This is a genomic window from Nocardia sp. NPDC055002, assembly GCF_053608825.1.
On record NZ_JBSGWE010000001.1, the window covers coordinates 912,925 to 931,890 of the forward strand.

General features: G+C 68.2%; 21 protein-coding genes and 1 pseudogene. 13 read left to right on the plus strand and 9 right to left on the minus strand.

Annotated elements, in window-relative coordinates; genetic code table 11:
- Positions 1–4: 4 nt before the first annotated feature.
- Positions 5–535, minus strand: coding sequence for a MepB family protein (locus tag ACWF99_RS04270; protein WP_452534604.1), 531 nt, complete (start codon positions 533–535; stop codon positions 5–7).
- Positions 522–1,016 (minus strand): hypothetical protein, encoded by a 495-nt coding sequence (locus tag ACWF99_RS04275; RefSeq protein WP_378631120.1) that lies wholly within the window; start codon positions 1,014–1,016, stop codon positions 522–524. The genes ACWF99_RS04270 and ACWF99_RS04275 overlap by 14 nt, the downstream gene beginning before the upstream one ends.
- A 112-nt stretch (positions 1,017–1,128) precedes the next feature.
- On the opposite strand from ACWF99_RS04275, the gene ACWF99_RS04280 reads away from it, so the two are divergent.
- Together ACWF99_RS04280 and ACWF99_RS04285 are read left to right on the plus strand one after the other, a co-directional pair.
- A complete protein-coding gene (locus ACWF99_RS04280) occupies positions 1,129–1,755 on the plus strand; it encodes a maleylpyruvate isomerase family mycothiol-dependent enzyme (protein WP_452534605.1) in 627 nt (208 codons plus the stop codon).
- Positions 1,756–1,799: 44 nt separating this feature from the next.
- Complete coding sequence (locus tag ACWF99_RS04285) at positions 1,800–2,324, plus strand: DinB family protein (RefSeq protein WP_378631117.1); 525 nt, start codon at positions 1,800–1,802, stop codon at positions 2,322–2,324.
- A gap of 1 nt (position 2,325) precedes the next feature.
- On the opposite strand, the gene ACWF99_RS04290 is transcribed toward ACWF99_RS04285, so the two are convergent.
- Positions 2,326–2,982, minus strand: a complete 657-nt coding sequence (locus ACWF99_RS04290) for an HAD family hydrolase (protein WP_378631116.1) — start codon at positions 2,980–2,982, stop codon at positions 2,326–2,328.
- A gap of 157 nt (positions 2,983–3,139) precedes the next feature.
- On the opposite strand from ACWF99_RS04290, the gene ACWF99_RS04295 reads away from it, so the two are divergent.
- The 5 genes from ACWF99_RS04295 (at position 3,140) to ACWF99_RS04315 (ending at position 7,317) form a co-directional block, all read left to right on the plus strand.
- Entirely contained in the window at positions 3,140–3,814 is a 675-nt protein-coding gene (locus tag ACWF99_RS04295) for a PaaI family thioesterase (RefSeq protein ID WP_378631114.1), read from the plus strand.
- A gap of 188 nt (positions 3,815–4,002) precedes the next feature.
- Positions 4,003–4,779, plus strand: coding sequence for a GntR family transcriptional regulator (locus tag ACWF99_RS04300; RefSeq protein ID WP_452534608.1), 777 nt, complete (start codon positions 4,003–4,005; stop codon positions 4,777–4,779).
- Positions 4,779–5,006: a 4Fe-4S dicluster domain-containing protein gene (locus ACWF99_RS04305; RefSeq protein WP_056816936.1), complete on the plus strand. Its 228-nt coding sequence runs from the start codon at positions 4,779–4,781 to the stop codon at positions 5,004–5,006. Before ACWF99_RS04300 ends, ACWF99_RS04305 begins: the two co-directional genes overlap by 1 nt.
- Positions 5,007–5,023: 17 nt before the next feature.
- A complete protein-coding gene (locus ACWF99_RS04310; protein WP_452534610.1) occupies positions 5,024–6,454 on the plus strand; it encodes an ABC transporter substrate-binding protein in 1,431 nt (476 codons plus the stop codon).
- Positions 6,451–7,317, plus strand: coding sequence for an ABC transporter permease (locus tag ACWF99_RS04315; protein WP_378631109.1), 867 nt, complete (start codon positions 6,451–6,453; stop codon positions 7,315–7,317). The genes ACWF99_RS04310 and ACWF99_RS04315 overlap by 4 nt, the downstream gene beginning before the upstream one ends.
- Here ACWF99_RS04315 and ACWF99_RS04320 read toward each other — a convergent pair.
- A complete protein-coding gene (locus tag ACWF99_RS04320; RefSeq protein ID WP_452534612.1) occupies positions 7,314–8,492 on the minus strand; it encodes an RNA-guided endonuclease InsQ/TnpB family protein in 1,179 nt (392 codons plus the stop codon). The two genes, ACWF99_RS04315 and ACWF99_RS04320, sit on opposite strands and share 4 nt — an antisense overlap.
- 51 nt (positions 8,493–8,543) lie before the next feature.
- Between ACWF99_RS04320 and tnpA the strand changes: the two are divergent.
- The 4 genes and pseudogenes from tnpA to ACWF99_RS04340 form a co-directional block, all read left to right on the plus strand.
- Positions 8,544–8,816, plus strand: a pseudogene (gene tnpA / locus ACWF99_RS04325) (IS200/IS605 family transposase); the annotation flags it as partial.
- Between the two features lie 57 nt (positions 8,817–8,873).
- Positions 8,874–9,617, plus strand: coding sequence for an ABC transporter ATP-binding protein (locus ACWF99_RS04330; RefSeq protein WP_378631105.1), 744 nt, complete (start codon positions 8,874–8,876; stop codon positions 9,615–9,617).
- The gene (locus tag ACWF99_RS04335) at positions 9,614–12,352 is read left to right on the plus strand and encodes a fumarate reductase/succinate dehydrogenase flavoprotein subunit (RefSeq protein WP_452534615.1); all 2,739 of its coding nucleotides are present in this window, start codon (positions 9,614–9,616) and stop codon (positions 12,350–12,352) included. Before ACWF99_RS04330 ends, ACWF99_RS04335 begins: the two co-directional genes overlap by 4 nt.
- A gap of 245 nt (positions 12,353–12,597) precedes the next feature.
- Positions 12,598–13,848 carry a serine hydrolase domain-containing protein gene (locus tag ACWF99_RS04340; RefSeq protein ID WP_452534617.1) on the plus strand — a complete coding sequence of 417 codons (1,251 nt, stop codon included), beginning with the start codon at positions 12,598–12,600 and terminating at the stop codon, positions 13,846–13,848.
- Between the two features lie 18 nt (positions 13,849–13,866).
- On the opposite strand, the gene ACWF99_RS04345 is transcribed toward ACWF99_RS04340, so the two are convergent.
- From ACWF99_RS04345 to ACWF99_RS04355, 3 genes are read right to left on the minus strand one after another with little or no spacing between them, the layout of a single operon-like run.
- Entirely contained in the window at positions 13,867–15,063 is a 1,197-nt protein-coding gene (locus tag ACWF99_RS04345) for a GNAT family N-acetyltransferase (RefSeq protein WP_452534618.1), read from the minus strand.
- Positions 15,064–15,095: 32 nt separating this feature from the next.
- Complete coding sequence (locus ACWF99_RS04350) at positions 15,096–15,680, minus strand: NAD-dependent epimerase/dehydratase family protein (RefSeq protein WP_452534620.1); 585 nt, start codon at positions 15,678–15,680, stop codon at positions 15,096–15,098.
- Positions 15,681–15,706: 26 nt separating this feature from the next.
- Positions 15,707–15,997, minus strand: a complete 291-nt coding sequence (locus ACWF99_RS04355) for a hypothetical protein (protein ID WP_211300305.1) — start codon at positions 15,995–15,997, stop codon at positions 15,707–15,709.
- Between the two features lie 280 nt (positions 15,998–16,277).
- Between ACWF99_RS04355 and ACWF99_RS04360 the strand changes: the two genes are divergently transcribed.
- Positions 16,278–16,424, plus strand: a complete 147-nt coding sequence (locus ACWF99_RS04360) for a hypothetical protein (protein ID WP_452534622.1) — start codon at positions 16,278–16,280, stop codon at positions 16,422–16,424.
- Between the two features lie 72 nt (positions 16,425–16,496).
- On the opposite strand, the gene ACWF99_RS04365 is transcribed toward ACWF99_RS04360, so the two are convergent.
- Both ACWF99_RS04365 and ACWF99_RS04370 read right to left on the minus strand, forming a co-directional pair.
- Positions 16,497–17,141 (minus strand): response regulator, encoded by a 645-nt coding sequence (locus ACWF99_RS04365; protein WP_378631096.1) that lies wholly within the window; start codon positions 17,139–17,141, stop codon positions 16,497–16,499.
- Positions 17,138–18,286 (minus strand): sensor histidine kinase, encoded by a 1,149-nt coding sequence (locus ACWF99_RS04370; RefSeq protein WP_452534623.1) that lies wholly within the window; start codon positions 18,284–18,286, stop codon positions 17,138–17,140. Before ACWF99_RS04370 ends, ACWF99_RS04365 begins: the two co-directional genes overlap by 4 nt.
- A 108-nt stretch (positions 18,287–18,394) precedes the next feature.
- On the opposite strand from ACWF99_RS04370, the gene ACWF99_RS04375 reads away from it, so the two are divergent.
- The gene (locus tag ACWF99_RS04375) at positions 18,395–18,943 is read left to right on the plus strand and encodes a hypothetical protein (RefSeq protein ID WP_378631093.1); all 549 of its coding nucleotides are present in this window, start codon (positions 18,395–18,397) and stop codon (positions 18,941–18,943) included.
- Positions 18,944–18,966 lie beyond the last annotated feature (23 nt).

The following is an 18,966-nucleotide window of genomic DNA, read 5'->3' on the forward strand; positions in this document are numbered from 1 at the left end:
CACGTCAGCGGGCATCGCCGTTGTGTGATGGGACAAAGGGGGGAAGGATCGGTTCGTAGAGGTGGCGAGCGCGCTGCCGGTCGATGTTTTCGAGATCGAGAAAGTAGGCGGACTGCCACCGCTGAGACTTCTGCACTTGCTTGTTCCGGGTCGCGGACCACGGCGGGTACAGGCGGAACCCGCGTTTGCCGCCACGACCGGCTACGGAAACGATTCCGTGTTCGACGAGGGCGCTTCGCGGGAAGACGAACTGCCCGGCACGCGATTCCTCGCGAACGGTGATCACCAGCAGGTCCACACCGTCCTCCACGGCGAACGGCTCGGTCGAGCCGTCCTGGGCACGCTGCCACACGGTTACGAACAGACCCGGCTTCGCCGGAGTCCGCTTGCCCACCCGGAATCTCACCGAGCCACAACCGGCCTCGGCCACGGATGCTCCGTATTCCGCGTTCTGCGTCTCGGGAACCGTGGCCGACATGTCCAGTCCCAGCGAGGCGATGAGGTTTCGCGCCGCGAGGAGGTCAGGGTGCGTCATCCGAGGCTTCGAAATCGGCGTCGAAGTTGTCGAGGAGTTCGTCGGCTCGGGAGAGAGCTCGGTCCAGTTCGTCGGTGACGGTGTCCAGCACAGACATGCCGTCGAGCATCCCGGACAGTTCGGAGTGCAGGGCGTGGAGTTCGGCGATGGCGGGGTCGACGGTGGTCCAGGCGACGGTGTCGGACCACCAGGTGTCGCGTTGGATCCAGGACCAGACGATGTCGCGGACCAGCAGGGCGTCGGTGGTGAACAGCTGGCGGTGTTCGGCGCCGGTGGTGTGCTCGAGTTCGTAGGTGCCGTCGTCGAGGTAGCGCGCCTGGATGGAGTCGGTCGGGGTGCGGGTGAGGAGGAGGAAGGGGTGCTCGGGCGCCGGATCGGTGGCGGAGGCGCCGGGTCGGGCAGGGTCGACGGGGTGTGGCTGCGCCGAGCCGTCACCGACGTGGACTACGACTTCGGGCTGGTCGTCGCGCTGGGCACCCATCGGGCCAGTGTGCCGGATCGGCGAACATCGTGAACAGCCGGACCGATGAATCGGTGACGCGTACAGCGTCTACATCGACAGCAGGTTTTCTGTCGACAGAGAGGCTCCACCAGTGCGCGAAAACGAAGTCAGGGCCGAGACCGCACGGCAGCGTGCCGAGACGGCGGAGTTCTTGGCGGGCTTGGACGAGTCCGCCTGGGACGCGCCGACACTGTGCGCCGGCTGGCGGGTGCGTGAGGTCGCCGCGCACCTGAGCATGCCGTACCGGACCTCGCTACCGCGTTTCGTCCTCGGCATGATCACCGCGCGCGGCAACTTCGATCGCCTGGCCGACCGCGCGGCCTGCGAGGACGCCGCACGGCTGAGCACCGCCGAATTGGTCGCCGCCATCGGCGACAACACCGAGCACCCGTGGAAGCCACCGGGCGGCGGCTTCGCGGGCGCGCTGAGCCACGATGTGATCCACGGCCTCGACATCACCGTCGCGCTCGGCCACACCGATCCGGTTCCCCTCGACCGTATGCGCATGGTGCTGGAAGCGCTGAACCCACGCTCGGCCAAGTATTTCGGCGTCGATCTCGCGGGAATCGCCTTGCGCGCAGACGATCTCGACTTCAGCTACGGCGAAGGCGAGGTGCTGTCCGGACGTGCGCAGGATCTGCTGCTCGTGCTGTGCGGGCGAAAACTCCCCCCGGGCCGTCTCGATGGCGAGTCGGCGGCGCGATTCACCAGCCGCTGACAATCGAGCTGCGCCACACCATGACGGCGGGTAGCCTCGCACCGATGACGTGGACAGCTCCCGAACTCGAGCCGACCAGAACCCTGGTCGGCGCGGACGAGCGGCCGATGTTGCAGTCCTGGTTGGACTTTCATCGCCAGACCCTGCTCGGCAAGTGTGGTGGACTCGACGGCGAACAGCTCGCCGCGCGCTCGGTGGAGCCGTCCTCGCTGTCGCTGCTCGGCCTCGTCCGGCATCTCACCGAGGTGGAGCGAGGCTGGTTCCGGACCTCCGCCGCGGGCGAGGAGGTCGAACCGGTCTACAGCTCCGAGGCCGAGCCCGACGCCGATTTCGACGACCTCGCCTCGCTACCCGCCGAGGCGGTGTTCGCGGCCTTCCACGCCGAGGTCGCCGCCTGTGACGCCGCCGTCGCCGAGCTCTCCCTCGACCACGTGTTCCACGTGCCGTGGCGCAGCGACGAGTACACGTTGCGCTGGGTGTACCTGCACATGATCGAGGAATACGCCCGCCACAACGGCCACGCCGACCTGCTGCGCGAGCGGATCGACGGCGTCACCGGCAGCTTCTGAGTCAGGCGTCGCCGGTCACGACGCCGGGGGTGAGCTGGTCGAGATCGCCGATGACGGTGTCGGCCAGGGCGAGGGCGTCGGGCAGTGGCGGGAACTCCGGGCGCGGCGCCGCGATCAGGCGCATCCCGGCATTGTGGGCGGAGCGCAGACCATTGGTCGAATCCTCCACGGCCGTACAGTCGTTCGGCTCCACGCCGAGTCGCTGTGCGACGGTGAGGTAGACGTCGGGTGCGGGCTTGCCGCGCCCGACCTCCTCGGTGGACAGCACCACGGTGAAATAGTCGAGCAATCCGGACTTCGCGAGCACCAGATCGATCAAGGTGGCCGGTGACGAGCTGGCCAGGCCGAGTTTCCAGGAACCCGCGCACCGCCGCACCGCGTCGACCGCGCCGGGCAGCAGCGGGACGTGGTGGGCGTACTTGTCGGCCATCAGGTCGATGACGGCGGCAGCCACCTCGTCGGCCGGTTCGGCCACACCCAGCTCGTCGGCCAGGTACGACGACCACTCGACGGTGTTCATCCCCATCATCTTCTTCTGCGAATCCGGTTGCCACCGGCCACCTTTGAGGACCACGTACTCGTGCCTGACCTGTTCCCAGATCGGCTCGGAATCGATCAGCACGCCGTCCATATCGAACACAACCGCCGCGATACCCATGCGTTCAGCCTTTCGCCGCTCACCCGGAGGGGCACCACCGGTTGGTGCGCCGACGCTCCGGTACGTAGGACCTACTCGGTGATCGGGACCCAGCCTAGTTGACCCGACACCGATCCCCGGCGCGAACATCCAGCTCGGCAGCGATAACGTGTTGCATATGGACGATACACAGGTCGGCAGCTCGCTCCCGGACGAGAAGCATCACGAAGGCGGATTCCGGCCGGTTGCCGAGCTGATCCAGGCACGCAAGGACCGCGGCACCGACAACACGGTGGGAGGACCGCACTACGGCGAGCTGATCGATCAGGTCCGCGCGCTGATGGACCGGGCGCGGCTGGTCAACCCCTCCGACGAGCTCGCCAAAGAGGCCATCGCCACTCTCGAACAGCTCAACGCCCGCCTCGACGAGGCCGTGGTGGACGAGTGGTCCTCGCCCAGCTGGACCCGCACCGACCTGCCGGCGCGGGGCAACATCACGCTGCCGCCGTACACGGTGGTCAGCGGTGACCGCGACGGCGTCACCGCGAAGGTCACCTTCCGCACCTTCCACCTGGGTGGCAACAACGCCGCACACGGTGGGCACATCGCACTCGCCTTCGACGACATCATCGGCATGACCGCCGCGCTGTCCACCAGGTCGGTGACCCGCACGGCCTCACTGACCCTGGACTACCGCTCGATCACGCCCCTCAATCGCGAGCTGACGGTGCGCGCGTGGACCGAACGCGTCGAGGGCCGCAAGGTGTACCTGCGGGCGACGCTGCACGACGGCGAACGGTTGTGCGCCGAGGCCAAGGGTCTGTTCATCGTGCTCAATCCCGGCCAGCCGTGACCGCGCGCCGACATTGCGATCGACGTGATCGCAATGTCGGCCGTACGGTCCGAGGTGGCGCAATAGCGGTTTGTCCGCGGATACCCGCAGGTCGTGTGAGCCGCCACCCGGCGTAGAAACATCCGCTGAATTCTCCCCGCGATCGCGGCGCGCGGAGTGCCGCGTAATCGCCGCTATCGTCGCTGTTCATGCAGGTCAGCGAGAAAACAGGGACTACGGAGCCCACCCCGATCCGCGGTCAGCGCGCCGATCGGGCGCGCCGGGTCGCCGATATCCTGCGCCACCAGATCCTGGCGGGCGCGGTGGCGGGCACGGTGCCCGGCGAGCAGGAGCTCGCCGCCGAGCACGGCACCTCCCGCAATACCGTGCGCGAAGCGCTGGCGCTGCTACGCGACGAGGGACTCATCGATCGCGCCCCGAAGCTCGGCACCCGGGTCGCCGCCCGCAAGTTCGACCACGGCCTCGATGCCCTGCTCGGACTGCAGGAGACGCTCAAAGGGCACGGCACCGTCCGCAACGAGGTCAGGGCCGCTACCACCATCACCGCTCCCCCGGCCGTCGCGCGCCGGCTCGAGCTGGCGCCGGGCGACAAGGTCGTCTACATCGAACGCCTGCGGTTTCTCGCCGATCTGCCCCTGAGCCTCGACCTCACCTATCTCGCGCCCGATGTCGGCGCTGAAGTGCTCGCCCACGATCTGGAGACCACCGACGTGTTCGTGCTCCTCGAACAGGTCACCGGCCGGTCGCTGGGCGCCGCCGAGCTCGCGCTGGAAGCCGTCGCGGCCGACCCGCACACCGCGACCACCCTGGATACCCCGGCCGGTGCGCCCTTGCTGATGCTCGAACGCCTCACCCACCTCGATGACGGCCGCCCCGTCGACCTCGAATACATCCGCATGCGCGGTGACCGCATCACGATGCGCGGCAGCCTCACCCGCAGCACCCCCGAATGGAAGGTCCTGTAATGGCACTGGTCCCCCAGCGCGCCGACGTCCCGGTGACGATCGACGAATCACTGTGCATCACCGGCTGCACCCTCTGCGTGGACATGTGTCCGCTCGATTCCCTTGCCATCCACGATGATTCGGGCAAGGCCTACATGCACGTCGACGAGTGCTGGTATTGCGGGCCGTGCGCGGCCCGCTGCCCCACCGGCGCCGTCACCGTCAACATGCCCTATCTGCTCCGCTGAAACCGGGAATCCCACGCATGAAGATCACTCGATTCGCCCCTGTCGCTCTGGCTCTCGCGCTCACCGCGGCCGGCTGCTCGCTCGAAAGTTCCGACGCCGCACCGGCGGGCACCGTCAAGGTCGTCATCGGCTACCAGTCCAAGACCATCAACACCGTCACCGCGGGCACGCTGCTGAAAGCGCAGGGTTACCTGGAGCAGCGGCTACAGAAGATCACCGATGGTGGTGGCGCGAAGTACCAGGTGGAGTGGCAGGACTACGACACCGGAGCACCGATCACCGCCCAGATGGTGGCGGAGAAGATCGATATCGGCTCGATGGGCGACTACCCGTTGCTGATCAACGGCTCTCGTACGCAGGCCAACGAACGCGCACGGACCGAGCTGGTGTCGATCACCGGCTACAACCCCAAGGGCGCGCTGAACATGGTGGTGGTGCCCAACGACTCACCCGCTCGTTCGCTGACCGATCTGGCCGGGCAGAAGATCTCGGCCAGTGTGGGTTCGGCGGGCCACGGCACCTTGGTGCAGGCGCTGAGCCGGGCCGGGATCGACCCGGCCAGGGGCGTGGAAGTACTCAACCAGCAGCCCCAGGTCGGGGCGACCGCGCTGGAATCACACCAGGTGAGCGCCCTGTCGCAGTTCGTGGCGTGGCCGGGTCTGCTGGTGCAGCAGAACAAGGCGAAACTGCTCTACGACGGCGCCGAGCTGAATGTGCCGACCTTCCACGGCGTAGTGGCGCGCCGGACGTACGCGGCCGATCATCCGGAGGTGTTGCAGGCGTTCCTCGCGGCGCAGCTGGACGCGACCGCGTTCCTCAACGAGAAGCCTTTCGAGGCAGCCGATCTCGTCGCCAAGGGCTCCGGCCTGCCGCAGGAGGTCGTGTATCTCTACAACGGTCCCGGCGGCACCAGTTTCGACACCACGCTCAAGGCGAACCTGATCGCGGCGTTCAAGGACGACGTGAACTACCTGAAGTCGATCGGCGATTTCGCCGAGCTCGACATCGACGCCTTCGTCGAGGACGGCCCACTGCGGCAAGCCTTCGCCGAGACCGGCCGTGGGAACTACGACGCGGAGCTGGCGTCGGGGGTCAACCCGAGCAAGGTGACCGGTACCGATCCGATCTGCGCGGTGGCGGTGAGTGATCCGGCGCTGGCCGGTGAGGTCTGGGTCGACGGCGCCGACAAGCCCCAACCCGCCGCGAACCCCGGCTGCTTGCTGCGGGCGGTGCAGGCAGCGAAGGCGCAAGGCAAGACGATTCGCGCGGTGTATGTCCCCGATGTCGAACTGGGGACTCGCTGGTTCGCCGACAAGGCCATCTGGCTGCGCGAGGGCGCGCGATACCTGCCGTTCACCACGCAGGCAGCGGCCGACCGCTACCGCGGCACCCACCCCGCCGCCGCGCCGGTCTCCTATGAGCAAGCCGTGACGGAAGTCCGCGGATGAGCACAGTTTCCGGGCTGTCCACCCCGATCGGGATCGACCCCGACAGCGCAGATCCCACGGCTCTCGATGCCGAGAGCGCACCCACCCGATCGGTGTGGGTGTCGCGGGCGATCCGGGTGGCCTCGGTGGCCGCCGCCATCGGCCTGTGGCAACTGCTCACCGTGGGCAATGTGCGTGCGGGGCTGCGGTTCGACACCCTGCCGACGGTGACCGAGATCGTCGCCGAGTTCGGCGAGCATCTCGGAACCGGCCAGTACTACCTCGATGTGGCGCAGTCGCTGATCCGGATCGTCACCGGATTCGGGCTGGCCGCGGTCGTCGGAGTACTGGCGGGCATCGGGCTCGGCCGGTCACGGCTGCTCGCCGATGTGTTCGGGTCGCTGGCCGAGCTGATCCGGCCGATTCCGGCGATCGCGCTGGTGCCGGTGGCGATCCTACTGTTCCCCAGCGACGAGTCCGGCATCGTGTTCATCACGTTCACCGCGTCGCTGTTCCCGGTGCTGGTGAGCACCAGGCATGCGACACGGGCGCTGCCGACCATCTGGGAGGACGCGATCCGCACGCTGGGCGCGTCGCGGCGCGAGGTGCTGACCAGGGTCGTCGTGCCCGGCATCCTGCCCGGGGTGTTCAGCGGGTTGTCGGTGGGAATGGGCGTGGCCTGGATCTGCCTGATCTCGGCGGAGATGATCTCCGGGCGGCTCGGCATCGGCTACCGCACCTGGCAGTCCTACACCATCGTCGACTACCCGGCCGTGTTCGTCGGGATGATCACCATCGGTGTCCTCGGTTTCCTCACCTCCGGAATCGTCGAACTGGCAGGCCGTCGGGTGACCCGCTGGCTGCCGCGAGAGGTTGCCTCTTAACCCTTCCCCACGGATAAATCCGGGGGATTTCCAGCTCGGACCGCACCATCAACCGCCCCGAAGGGAGGCCAACAATGTCTGATGTCTTCAGCACTGCCACGGTCGAGTTCCACCGTGGCCGCCAGGATTACAGCGGCGGCGTTCCGGTCGCGGTCTGCGGTGTGCCCACAGTCCCCGCAACAGAAGATCCGTACATCCAACGCAAGCCGCTGCTTGGCTCTCGCTCCACAGCTCGCGCAGGTCATGGTTGTGTAAGCGGGCGGAACCAGCACCACCCTTCGCCCCGCCCGCGTAGCACGTTCGATCAACTCTCGTTTCGCGGCACCGATCGCAGCGTCCGCCGCTTTCCGCGCCATCGTGGAGCGGGCGAGGAACTTCGGCTTGAAATCCTCAACCGCGATGGTGTGATGGTCGGCGACGACGCGGCGAGCCCATACCCGCGCGGTGTGGGTGTTCTGCCTGGCCGCTTTCTTGTGCAAGCGGGCGGCTTCACGCCGAGCCTGCCGGTAGCCGTTGCTCTGTGCCTGCCCCTTCGGCCGTCGACGGCGGGCCATCTTCCGCTGAGCACGCGCGAGTTCAGCAGCGCACCGCTTCCGATGCCCGAGATACGGCAGATCATGGTCGGGGTCGGTTGTGGTCGCGGTCGTAGTTATACCCCAGTCGATCCCGATACTGCCGGTCGCGACAGGAAGCGCGTCGACCGATCGGCGTACGACGAACGAGGCGTACCAGTGGCCGAGGCTGTCTCGGTAGACGCGGACCGAGGTTGGTGCGCAGGGCAGTTCCCGCGACCACACCACGGGAATGCTGACGCCTTTCGGCAGGGTCAGACGACCACCGCTGATACCGAACCCGCGCGTCGTGTACTCCAGCGACGGCAGAGAGTTCTTGCGGGACTTGACGACCGGCTGGCCGCGCCCCTTCACCTTGAACGACTGGTCCAGCGCTTGAGAGTAGGTGCGCAGCGTCTGCTGTTGGGCGACCTGCGATCCCTCACGCAACCATGCGGTGCGGGCACGCGCTTCGGTGAGCATCTTCGACAGGCGCGAGAAGTTGGGTTTACCGCCCTCGCGCCGCTGATGGACGGCTTCGTTCCACAGGAATCGGCAGCGATGCCATTCGGATTCGAGCGCGCGCGCCGGGACGCAGACGGTAGGTATAGCGCACGACTTCATCCACACCAAAAGTTATACAGCTGTAGAAGTCTGCACCGAACGAGACGCCCCATCATCGAGCTGGAAACCATGCCCGACCATGTGCATCTGCTCGTCTCGTGCGATCCGCAGTTCGGGATTCACCGGCTGGTCAAGCAGATCAAGGGCCGATCCTCCCGAGTGCTGCGCGCCGAGTTCCCCGCCCTCATGCTCACCGACCTGGCCCGCTCTTCGGCCGAGTCCCGCCTGCCCACCCTTTGGACCAATTCGTACTTTGTCGCCTCTGTCGGCGGCGCAACCCTGGAGGCAGTGAAACGCTATGTCGAGAACCAAAAGGACGCTTGAAAGGCACTCCCATTCCTCCCCACAGATAGATCCGCGGGTTTCCTTGGAGCTTTCCCGATGACCACGACCACCGCCACGCCGACCGTCTCCGTCGGCATGCGTTTGAGCCTCGAGGCCGTCCGCATCAGCTACGGACCCAAAACCGTGGTGCGCGACGTCGATCTGACGGTCCCGGCGGGTGAGATCCTGGTCCTGGTCGGCAAATCCGGCTGTGGCAAGTCGACGTTGTTGCGTGCGATCGCCGGGCTGCGTAAACCCACCGCCGGGGTGATCCGTGCCGACGAGGACGCGGTCGCCGGCCCCTCGGCAGATCGCGCACTGGTGTTCCAGGACGACGCGCTGCTGCCGTGGCGCACCGCGCGCGCGAATATCGACCTGGCGCTACGTCTTCGGGGCGTGTCACGCAGCGACCGCGCGGCACGGTCGCAGCGCTGGCTCGACGAGGTCGGGCTCAGCGGCTACGCCGACTATCTGCCGCGCGATCTGTCCGGCGGGATGCGCCAACGGGTTCAGCTCGCCCGTAGCCTGGCGGGCTCGCCGCGCGCGGTGCTCATGGACGAGCCGTTCGGCGCGCTCGACAGCCAGACCCGTGCGGAGATGCAGCGCCTGCTGGTCGACACCTGGCGCGCGCACCCGACCACGATCGTTTTCGTCACCCACGACCTCGACGAAGCCCTGCTGCTCGGCGACCGGATCGCCGTGCTCGGCGCGGGTTCGCTGCGCGCGGTCGTCGAGGTACCCGACCCGCGCGAACCGGTGGACCGGAGCGCCCTGCGGGCCCGAATCCTGGAGACTCTGTGAACATTCCCGAACTGTCCGACCGCGTTCGCCTCGACTGCGACGTGCTCGTCATCGGCGGCGGCACCGCGGGCACCATGGCCGCGCTCACCGCCGCCGAGTCCGGCGCGAACGTGCTGCTGCTCGAGAAGGCGCATGTGCGCCATTCCGGTGCACTCGCCATGGGCATGGACGGTGTGAACAACGCTGTCATCCCCGGCAAGGCCGAGCCGGAGGACTACGTCGCCGAGATCACCCGCGCCAACGACGGCATCGTCGACCAGCGCACCGTGTATCAAACGGCGACACGGGGTTTCGCGATGGTGCAGCGTCTCGAGCGGTACGGGGTGAAGTTCGAGAAGGACGAGTACGGCGAGTACGCGGTGCGCCGAGTGCATCGGTCGGGGTCGTATGTGCTGCCGATGCCCGAGGGCAAGGACGTGAAGAAGGCGCTCTATCGCGTACTGCGCCAACGCAAGATGCGGGAGAAGATCCGCATCGAGAACCGGCTGATGCCGGTGCGGGTGCTCACCGCCGAGGGACGCGCGGTAGGCGCGGCCGCGTTGAACACGCGCACCGGCGAATTCGTCGAGGTGGCCGCGAAGGCGGTGATTCTGGCGACGGGCCCCTGCGGTCGGCTCGGTCTGCCCGCGTCGGGCTATCTCTACGGCACCTACGAGAACCCCACCAACGCCGGTGACGGCTATTCGATGGCCTACCACGCCGGTGCGGAGCTCTCGGGTATCGAGTGCTTCCAGATCAACCCGCTCATCAAGGACTACAACGGACCCGCCTGCGCGTACGTGGCCAACCCGTTCGGCGGGTACCAGGTCAACGCCGAGGGTGAACGCTTCGTCGACTCCGACTACTGGTCGGGGCAGATGATGGCCGAGGTGAAGCAGGAGATCGAATCCGCGCGCGGACCCATCTATCTCAAGGTCTCGCATCTGCCGGACGAGACGCTGTCGACCCTCGAATCGATTCTGCACACGACCGAGCGGCCGACTCGCGGGACTTTCCACGCCAACCGGGGCCACGACTACCGCACCCACGATATCGAGATGCACATCTCCGAGATCGGTTTGTGCGGTGGACATTCCGCGTCGGGCGTGTGGGTGGACGAGAACGCGCGAACCACCGTGCCGGGCCTGTACGCGGCGGGCGATCTGGCATGCGTGCCACACAACTACATGATCGGTGCGTTCGTCTACGGCGATCTGGCCGGCGCGCACGCGGCCTCCACCCTGGCCGCACTCGATACCCCTGCCGAACTGCCCGAGGATCAGCTCGCCGAAGCACACGAACTGATCTACCGGCCGTTGCGTCAGCCCGAAGGCCCGCCGCAGCCGCAGGTCGAGTACAAGCTGCGCCGGTTCGTGAACGACTATGTGGCGCCGCCGAAAACGGCCGCCAAGCTGTCGATCGCCGTCGAGACCTTCGAGCGGATGCGCGCCGAAGTCGACGGGATCGGCGCGCAGACGCCCCACGAACTCATGCGTGCCGTGGAGGTGCAGTTCATTCGCGATTGCGCCGAGATGGCCTCGCGCAGTTCGCTCACACGAACCGAGTCGCGCTGGGGCCTCTATCACGACCGCGCGGATCTGCCCGATCGCGACGACGAGTCGTGGAACTTCCATTTGAACCTGCGCAAGACCGTCGGCGGCGAGATGGAATTCGTCAAGCGGTCGGTGGCGCCGTATCTGGTGCCGGTGCCCGGTCTCGATGATGTGCCGTCGGCCGAGCCGATCGTCGAGGTGATCGCCCAGCCCGAGCTGGTGGGAACGCGAGCGCCGCAGCGCGAAGCCCCGGTCCGGAGCGAGGCGGCGCCGGTGTCGCCGTCCTCGCCTCGACTGGTCACTCTGCTCGCGCTGGATTCGCCTGCGGTCGAGGATCTTTCGAGCTACCTCACCGACCCCGATCCGGTGGTGCGGGTGGCCGCACTGTCGGTGCTCACCGAGAACACCCCGGACGGATTCGCCGATGAGCTGATCCGGGCACTGGGCGACGAGGCCGCCTCGGTCCGCCGGGCGGCCACCGAGAGTCTGCGGGAACTGGTAGAGGTGCTGGCGGGGGCCGGTGCGCTGAGCGAGTATCTCGGCTCCCCCGATCCCCTCGTCCGCGCGACCGTCGTCGATCTGCTGCGGGCTTTGCGGGCCGGGTCTGCCTCGGATTACCGTGCGGCACTGGGCGATACCGATCATCGCGTCAGGATCGAGGCGGTGCGCGCACTGGTCTCGCTCGACGACGCCGGGGCGGTGTCCACGATCGCGGGCGATGTCAACCGTGAGGTCCGCATCGCGGTCGCACACGGACTCGCTTCGATCGGGAGCGGCGGCGTGGAGGTGATCCGCGTGCTGGCAGGCGATCTCGATCCGCTGGTCCGCGCTGCCGCCCTCACCGCCTTCGCCGCGCTGGGTACCACGGAGGAAGATGTCGCCGAACTCAGCGCGGCACTGCGACATTCCGCCTGGCAGGTGCGTGTCGGTGCGGCGCGCGGGCTGGCGGGCTCGACCCCGGAGGCGGGCGTGGCGCCGTTGAGCGAGGCGCTCACCGACCGTCACCTCGATGTGCGCAAGGCGGCGGTACTGGCCCTGTCCACCTGGCCGGGTAGTGCCACCGCCCTCGACGCGCTCGAGTCGGCGATCACCGATCCCGACGCCGACGTCCGCGCCTACGCCCGGCGCGCGGTGACCGCCGCGGGTCGCACCCCGGTCGACGCTGTTCGCGCCGACGCGGAACTGACCGAGGCCAGGGCGTGATCAGCAACTCGCCGGGGCGGTGCCGCAGCGCGAACGCGGCACGATCGTCGCCGCTGTGGGCAGCTGGCGGCGGCTCCGGCACACAGCGGCCGAACACCGAGGAATACCTCGGCGACCGGGCGGCCGAGACCGAGGATCCCGGTCGTCGCACTCCGGGTTTCGTGGACCGGTCGACGTCGCTGTGCCACCGTTCACCGGGCAGCGCGCTCAGGATTATCACAGCTCACCGTCGGTAGGCTGGCCCGATGAGCGCACTTCCTGCCACCCTGGTGAGGGTCACCGACAACCTGGACGCGGTGACGACGATCGGCCACGAGGACGATCCGGCCGACGTCGGGTCCTCGCGGGCCGACGTCGAAGCGATCTGGGCGTCGGTGCGCGCGTGGTACGCGATGGGCACGACACCCGCCATCCAGGTGTGTCTGCGCCGCAACGGCGGGATCGTGCTGAACCGGACGATCGGTCACGGTTGGGGCAACGCACCCAGCGACGGACCGGATGCCGAGAAGATCCTGGCGACGCCGGAGACCCTGTTCTGCGGATTCTCCACCGCGAAGGGTGTCGCCGCCACGCTGATGTTCATGCTCATCGAGCAGGGCGCCTTCGCGCTGGAAGACCGGGTGGCCGACTATGTTCCCGAGTTCGCGGCCCACCGCAAGGGCGTGATCACCGTCGGCGATGTGCTGTCGCATTCGGCGGGCATTCCGTTCATCACCGCACCACACAGCGGAACCGCGGCGGTCCTCGACGAGGACCTGGCCGTCGCCGCTCTCACCGACCTGGTGCCGAGCTGGGCGCCCGGCCGCTTTCGCGTCTACCACGCGCTGACCAGCGGATTGATCCAGCGCCTGCTCGTCCAGCGCGCCACCGGCAAGCGGATGCGCGAGCACCTCGCCGAGCAGGTGCTGACCCCACTCGGCTTCCGCTGGAACAACTTCGGCGTCGATCCCGCCGATGTCGGCAAGGTCGTGCCGAGCGTCAAGACCGGCCCACCCCAACCCCGGCTCGCCCGATTCCTGGCGAACAAGGCCCTGGGCGGGCATCTGGACAAGGCGTCGAAGGCCACCAACGATGCTTTCCTGGCCGCCGAGCTCCCCTCCGGCAACCTGGTCACCACCGCCTACGAACTCTCCCGCTTCTACGAAATCCTCGCGCGCGGTGGCGAACTGGACGGAACGAGGATCATCGGGACCGGTACCCTGCGCGACGCGATCGCCCCCGCCGATCGCATGCTCGGACTGGCCGGTCGCGTCAGCCGCGCCGGATTCGAGCTCGGCGCCCGCCGGTCCAAGTTCGGCCGCGGCACCGGGTCGCACTTCGGCCGCAGCGGTCTCACCACCCAGTACGGCTGGGCCGACCCCGATCGTGGCCTGTCCGGTGCGGTTCTCACCAACGGCAAAGCGAGCACCGACCTCGATCGCCCGTGGCAGCTGGTCGCCCAGATCTCCGACACCCTGCGCCCACTGCCGCCCGCCGCGCGGCTGTTCCGCCCCTGACCCGGCGAGTGACGTCGATCAGAAGAAGGTGCCGCTGAAAGGCAGTGTGGGAGTGGCGAAAAGGTCGTCGGCGGCGTCGACGGCACCCGCGCGGTGCTCGACGACACGACCGGCGAGGGCGAGCTGGCGCCATGTCGACCCGCCGAGGTAGATCGCGCCGAGGGTGGCGACGTCGACGGTGACATCGGCGGGGTCGTCGACCCCGACCACCTGCTCGGCGGAGATCCGGTACCGGCCGGTGTTGGCGGTGCGGATCGTGTCCTCGACCTCGACGATCACCGGCGGCGCGTCGCGATAGGTCCGGCGGGCCAGTGCGGTGGGGACATCGACCAGACGAAGCCAGGTTTCGTCGTGTACCCCCGCGACGCCGACCGCGCGTTCGTCGGTGAACAGATGCCGCAGCGGCGCGTCCACCGGCGCGAACGCGAAACTCACCTTGTCGACGAGATCGACCGAGAGCAGGTGCCGGATCAGGCCGAGGTAGGCCTGCGGGGTGGTCGCGACGAGATCGTCGACGACGATCGTGCGTTCGCGGCTGGTGAACCAGTTCGCGGTGTCGACCGGGTGGTAGCGCGCGAACCCGTCCTCGGCGCCGACCGGGCCGTGCGTCACGGTGTACACCGGTTCGGCCGCGGTGCGCTCCTTCAGCTTCCACCAGTAGCCGGGCCGATCGATCGCCCCGGTCCAGGCGATCGCGGCGGTCGCGTAGATCTGCGGGAACAGCTTCCACGCGTCGGCGGGTTCGACGAAACGCACCGGACCGGACGGCGGGGCCGTGTCACGCAGGCGGGCTCGACCTCGGTGCAGGTCCAGGCGTGCGAACGAACTCGCCACGCCGTACCCGAAACGCTCGTAGATCGAACCCTCGGACGCGCGCAGGGTCGCCACCACTTCCCCTCGCTCGGCGATGTCGTCGAGCTGTCGGCGCAGCAGGGCGGTGAGCACTCCGCGCCGGGTGTGGGTGGGTAGCACACCGACATGGGTGACCGCGGCGTGTGAGACGCGCGCGCCACCGGGAACGACCAGCCAGCTGGTGTAGGACTCCGCGGTGCCGACCAGCCGGCCATCGATGCGAGCGCCGAGTGTGCGGCCCGGTTCGGACAGGTGGTCGCGATGTGGTGGCAGCGGCGGCAATCCCACCATCGCCGCCCGGAACAGCGCGCCCGCGGCGTGCAGGTCGTCGTCGCCGTGCAGGGTGTCTATGTCAACAGCCATCCCCTCACTGTTCCCTATCCGGGGCGGCGCCTCTACTCCGGATCGACCACGACCACGATGCCGGTCGGCGCTTCGAGCAGCTCGAGCGTGCGCGCGGCGGCGGTGTCGACGTGGATGCGTGGGTGCGCCGGCGGGGTGGACTCATAGTACGTTCCGGGACCGTAGAACTGGCCGTAGCGCAGGACGACGCCACCCGCGGCGAGGACGGCGGATTCGTGGGTCGCGATCGCGTCACCGCGGCCCGCCGGCGGCGTCCAGGCGATGCTCTGGGCGAGAAAGCGTTTCGCTCCGGCGGCCGCGGCCGCCGCGAGCAGATTGGCGGTGCCCTCGGTGCGGATACGGGAGTTCGCCTCGCCGGAGCCGGCCAGTCGCGCCACATCGTCGGGCAGGTCGGTGAGCTGGTGCATGACGAGGTCGGGCGCGAAGTCGAGCACCGCGGTGGTGAGGCCGTCGGCGTCATAGACGTCGCGGACCACCGCGGTGGCTCCGCTGGCACGGACCGCCGCCGCTTTACCCGGGGAACGGGTCAGGCCGGCCACTTCGTGACCGGCGCCGACCAGCAGTGGCAGCAACCGTGATCCGATGACGCCCGTGGCGCCCGCGAGAAAGATACGCACGACCCCGACACTAGCGGGGCCGGCGATCAGGCCCCGATGACCGCGTTCATGATCGTGCCGGCGCTGGTGGCGACCGCGCCGCCCGCCATGGCGCTGGCGATCATCTTCGGCGATTGCAGGCCGCCGCCGTTCCACTTCTCCCAGGCGAAGCGGCCGCCGCCATAGGTGATGGCGGTGACGCCGGACAACAGGATCATCCAGGTGAAATACCGGCCCAACTGCATCACCTTGTCGGCCATCGGCGGCGCTTCCGGCGTGGGATTGCCCACCTGGGCGACAACGACGTTATAGGTGTCATGCACTGCGGCCAGGATCATGCTCACGATCGGTGCTCCTTCGTCGGTTGTTCGTGGTGAAGCCGATGTCGAGAACTCGTGACGCGGTAGAACCCAGATATGTTGAACATTCAACCTCATGGGCGGTTCGGTGACGTGGGCGACACTCCGCCTAAACCATGACCGCAGTCACAGCCGCGGATCCGTGCCCGCGTCGCGCCGTGCCCCTAGTATCGAACGTGCGGGGCTCGTTCAGATTCGGCGCGACGAGGCGCTGACCACCACCTTCATCGCACGACTACCGTACCGCGAGGAGGGCACCATGGCTTTCCTGATTCCCTTGTTCGTCGCGTTTCTTCTGGTAACCGCAGCAGTGGTCCTGGCTTCCTACACCACCGTTTCCCTGACCTATTGGTTTGAATCACGCCGGATCCGTCCGGAACAGTCCGACCCGCAACCTGCACGCTGAGCCCTGTTCCGACCCGATGTCCCGGTACCCGACGCGGTACCGGGACATCGCCGGTTTCGCACCCGATCGCGATCAGGGCAGATCGAGACCGGACTGCGATGCGATCACGGCCGCCTGCACGCGCGACTGCACACCGAGCTTGCTCAGCACCCGGGAAACGTGCGTTTTCACCGTGGCCTCGCCGATGCGCAGGCGGGTACCGATCTGGATGTTGGACAGACCGGCGCCCAGACCGGCGAGCACCTGTCGTTCACGGTCGGTGAGCGCGGACAGATCGGGCGGTGGCGCGACATCGGCCGCGCGAGGCAGCGCCGCGATCACCGCGCGCGTCACCTTCGGGTCGAGGACCGCGTCTCCTTCGGCCACCGCCAGCACAGCGCTGACCAGGTCGTCGCCACCGACGGACTTGAGCAGGAATCCGCTCGCACCGGCCGAGAGCGCGCCGAGGACGTATTCGTCGATGGCGAAGGTGGTGAGGACCAGCACTTTCGCGCTGGTCTGCGCGACCACGGCGGCGGTCGCCTCCAGCCCGTCGACGCGCGGCATCCGCACGTCCATCAGCACCACATCGGGGCTCAGGGCCCTGGCTTGGCGGACCGCGGCGGCGCCGTCGGCCGCTTCGCCGATCACCCGCACCTCACCGGACACTTCGAGCAGCATCCGCAGACCCGCGCGGATGGTGGCGTGGTCGTCGGCCACCAGCACTGTGACTGTCACTTGTCTCCCAGGGGAATTCGCGCGCACACCCGCCAGGTGCCGTCCTGTGCGCCCGCGGTGATGGTGCCGTCGACTGATTCCGCGCGAAACATCATGTTGCGCAGTCCGTTTCCCTGCCCAACCGGAGCGCCGGGCGGGATCGGATTCATCGCCGTCACCACCAATCGTGTCGCATCGCGGTGCAATTCGATATCGAGGGGTGCGCCGGGGGCGTGTTTGGTCGCGTTGGCGAGAGTCTCGCTCAGGATCCGGGTGAGCACGGCCTCGACCGCGGTGGACAGTTCGAGGTCGGCGGGTCGGCGCAATCTCACCGAGCCGCCGGCCGCCTCGGCCGCGTCGATCAGGCCGTCCAGGGAGGCCAGTCGCGTGGTCACCGCGGTGTCGTCGGGCGCGGTGAGCAGGTCGATGGTCGTGCGCATCTCCTCGACCGCCGCCAGACTGCTCGAGCGGATCGTCGACAGCACCGCGGTGTTGGCGGGGTCCTTGAGGGCGACTTCGGCGAGGATCGCGACGGCGGAAACGTGGCCTGCCACCGCGTCGTGCAGGTCACGGGCCAATCGCCGGCGCTCCTCGCCGATCGCCGCGGACCGTTCGGCGTCGCGGGCGGCGAGTTCGGCGCGGGCCGCGGCCCGTTCGGCCTCGACCGTGCGGCGCGAGGCCCGCACCGAGCGGGCGTAGCCGAGCGGCGACCACGTGAGCGCGACACCGATCAAGCCGGTGTAGAAGGCCGCTCTGACGCCGAACACGGTGAGCGCCAGCAGCGACCCGCCCAGGGTCACCGTCACCGAGAACCAGCCGACCACGGCGCCCAGCCGATCCGATCCGGTGCTGACCGCCAAGAAGATCACGTCGGTCAGCGCGATCCACAGTGGCAGCGACGGACCCAACACGAAGTCACCGGCCAGCAGCGCGACCATCAGGCCGAAGGCGAGCGCGGGTCTGCGCTGCGCGGTCAGCTGGATCGCGAACGCCGCGCACAGCAGCGCCGCTTTCGCCGGTGGTGGATACAGGTCGTGGTCGACCACGACCGCCCAGCCACCCGCCGCCCACAACAGCAAGCCCACCAGGAACAGCCCGACGGCAGCCGCGGTCGAGCTGTCGAAAACGTCCGCGAGCCGGCTCAGGAGCGTGCGGGACGTGGGCATGCCCCATTTCAGCACATCGCCTGCACGGGCCGGGTCCCCCGAAAGGCGGACCGGCGGCGGACCACAAGCGGGACGACGGTGGACCGACGTGCCCGGCACAGTGGGGGAATGAACGAACTGAGCAACCCCGTACTGCTGACGATCGCCGCGTGCGAAGTCGGTTTCTGGGTGCTGGTGGTCGGCGGCTTGCTGCTGCGCTATGTGATCCGGGTGCCGCGTGCGAGCACCGTGACGCTGGCTCTGGTGCCGGTCCTGGATGTGGTGCTGGTGGTGGCGGTAGCGATCGACCTGCACCGTGGGGGCGAGGTGACCTTCGCCCATCGTGTCGCCGGAATCTATCTCGGCTGCACGGTGATGTTCGGTGGCCGGATGATCCGGTGGGCCGACGAGCGATTCGCCCACCGCTTCGCCGGTGGACCGGTCCCGGTGAAGGTCCCGAAGTACGGGCCGGAACGCACCCGCAAGGAATGGGCCGATTTCTCCCGCTGGCTCGGTGCGGCGGCTATCGCCGGCGCGCTCACCCTGGCGTTGAGCTACACCGTCGCCGACGCCGCGCAACGCGAGCAGTTGATGGGGGTGTTCGGCAGCCTCGGGGTGATCACCGTGATCTGGCTGCTCACCGGGCCGGTGTGGGTCACCGGGTCACGGCGCGACTGAACGCGATGCTCGGGATGATCGGT